Below are 2,479 nucleotides of genomic sequence, written 5' to 3'. Positions count from 1 at the left end.
GAAATTAGACATCCTGGGTGTATCCTGTACCACTGAAGACGAATCAATTTTATACCCGCGATTTCAATTCGTCATCGTTAACCTTCTGGGGATTCGTATTAATCAATACTTTAGCCAAAAAACCACACCCTAGAAGGGCTATACAAACAAAGGCTACCTCTACAGATTGTAAAGCTTTTAGCTTACAAAGTAGCTCTTGTTTGTGTAGCCGCGACTTCCAGTCGTTCGGGCAAAGTACAAGCTTTGAGTTAACTTTGCTTTAGCTGTTTACGTCTTAATACTGAACCAGCACTTAAAGCAGCTATTGATAGTAGCGCTGGTAGCAATGTAGGTTCGGGAACAGATGTAGCTTTTTCATTAAAGGTAAAGTTATCTAGCGCAAACTGTGTCCCGCTACCACCACGAATATAATATGGCTGAACTCCACCAAATGACGAAAACTTTAATTCATCAATACCAAAATAATCAAAATTAACTAAAGTTGGCTGTGTCGTATTTACAACCACAGTTTTTGAATACAAGGTTGCACCGCTCTTTAAACCTTCTACAGTAACCGAAAGACCATTATTCCAAGTAGCTGATAGGTAAGCACTGTTGAAGTCAAAAACATTATCACTTACTAAGGCTGGGTTTCCAAATCCGTTGAAAGCCACATAGTCTCCTGAGATTCTTCCATTGTCTTCGCCTGTACGTGTAATTTTAGGATTTGAGCCATTTATGTAGTTAAAATTATCCCAATTGAATCCACCGTAACCATTAGGAATCGGATCAAAATATGAAATAGGCGCTATATCATCGAATGTTAAAACAGTTGCTTGTGCTACTGATCCTATTCTCAAAACAATGACTGCTGCGATCAAAGCAGCAGTTGATAACTTTTTCGCAACAGTTGAAATACTCATATAGTAGTTGTAACTCTTGATAGCTTTGTGCTTTTTTTTACACTTCTAAGACCTTGCATTAAGTTGCAATAAGTAACAAGTATTATTACTTAGTAATTTCATAAAGTCTGATAAAGTTATGATGAAGAGAATTCAGGAGAATGTAAAAATAAACAAAGCCTGACATAAGGCTGATAAAAGGATCGTGCTTGCCGTCTTCCCTTATCCGCGTCACAGTGTGGTTTTTTGATGAGAATAAATCAACCTCTTGACTTTTAAATTCTGCCTCAAGATGCAACGCCGAATTCTAATTAGCTAATAAGTTAAGCTTCTGTGATTTCCTAGATTTTGTCTGATCCCAGCACGCCGGATATATCAGCCTTTGAGCGAAGGTAAAACAATTGAGCAGGTAAGGTTGGGGAAATACACCCAGTAATCCTCACATGAGGCTGAGGTACAATGCAAAGAAATATTTAAATTATGAGCGACATGATCACATCAGAACATAACACAAAATCCAGCGATAAAAGCCTAGAGGCAATGCGGCATTTTTCCGAACAATACGCCAAGCGGACTGGAACATACTTCTGTTCTGAGCCTTCTGTTACCGCAGTTGTGATTGAAGGACTAGCCAAACATAAAGACGATCTAGGTGCCCCTTTATGTCCCTGTCGCCATTACGAAGATAAAGAGGCTGAAGTTCACGCGACATATTGGAACTGTCCCTGTGTGCCAATGAGAGAACGCAAAGAGTGCCATTGCATGTTGTTCCTCACTCCTGACAACGAGTTTGCTGGCGAAAAACAAGATATCTCTCTCGAAACAATTAAAGAAGTACGAGAGAGCATGGGATGAGCGAAACCATCCCCCAAGAGTTTTGGCAAGGCGTAGAACAGTTCAATTCTGGTCAGTTTTACGCCTGTCACGACACTTTAGAGGCTTTGTGGATTGAAGCTGGTGAACCGGAAAAAACCTTTTATCAAGGCATTCTCCAAATTTCTGTGGCACTGTATCATTTGGAGAATCGCAACTGGCGAGGAGCAGTAATTCTACTGGGGGAAGGCAGCAATCGCCTACGCCGTTACCCATCTAGCTACTCTGGCGTTGATGTAGATGAGCTATTGAGTCAGAGCGCACTGTTGTTGACGACATTACAACAAATAGGGCAAGACTTGATTACATCTGGAGATTTGGGTAAAAATCAAGTTTTATCTTTGCCTAAAATTGTGCTGTCTACTGATTAGATATCTGGTAAATTAATTATGCGTTGCCCGAAATCCCGGTAGGTACAATTCATGTAGACGCAAAACGGCTTAAGGCAGGGTATTGTGCCTACGGGAGCATTGAAAAACGAAGTAATCCGTAGTCAATGTGAACCAATCGCCTCAAAAATTGAGGAGCCGTTACCTGAGTCATGATACCTTCGGGTTCGCTAGCCTAAAGCTCTATCGCTATTCATTAAACAACTCGCAAGAGTAGTGTGTTTAGCCTAACAAGCTCAGATACAGCACTTGCGTCTGTTATGAGGTACACTAAATTAAAATATAAATACCTTTAAATGAAGTCATACTCTGTCGAGCTTCGAGAAAAGATAGTTG

The 2,479-nt window shown here is 40.4% G+C and carries 3 protein-coding genes; 2 read left to right on the top strand and 1 reads right to left on the bottom strand.

Annotated features, from left to right (window positions below; all coding sequences use genetic code 11):
* Window positions 1-248: 248 nt before the first annotated feature.
* Window positions 249-902: a PEP-CTERM sorting domain-containing protein gene (locus tag V7K73_RS28310; RefSeq protein WP_334885195.1), complete on the bottom strand. Its 654-nt coding sequence runs from the start codon at window positions 900-902 to the stop codon at window positions 249-251.
* Window positions 903-1,370: 468 nt separating this feature from the next.
* Here V7K73_RS28310 and V7K73_RS28305 point away from each other — a divergent pair, with 468 nt between their 5' ends.
* Entirely contained in the window at window positions 1,371-1,736 is a 366-nt protein-coding gene (locus tag V7K73_RS28305) for a ferredoxin thioredoxin reductase catalytic beta subunit (protein WP_334885197.1), read from the top strand.
* Window positions 1,733-2,125 carry a DUF309 domain-containing protein gene (locus tag V7K73_RS28300; protein WP_334885193.1) on the top strand — a complete coding sequence of 131 codons (393 nt, stop codon included), beginning with the start codon at window positions 1,733-1,735 and terminating at the stop codon, window positions 2,123-2,125. Before V7K73_RS28305 ends, V7K73_RS28300 begins: the two co-directional genes overlap by 4 nt.
* The last annotated feature ends 354 nt before the right edge of the window (window positions 2,126-2,479 follow it).

This window comes from Nostoc sp., from assembly GCF_036916975.1.
Taxonomy (GTDB): Bacteria; Cyanobacteriota; Cyanobacteriia; order Cyanobacteriales; family Nostocaceae; genus Nostoc.
This window is presented reverse-complemented; position numbering and strand designations above follow the sequence as displayed.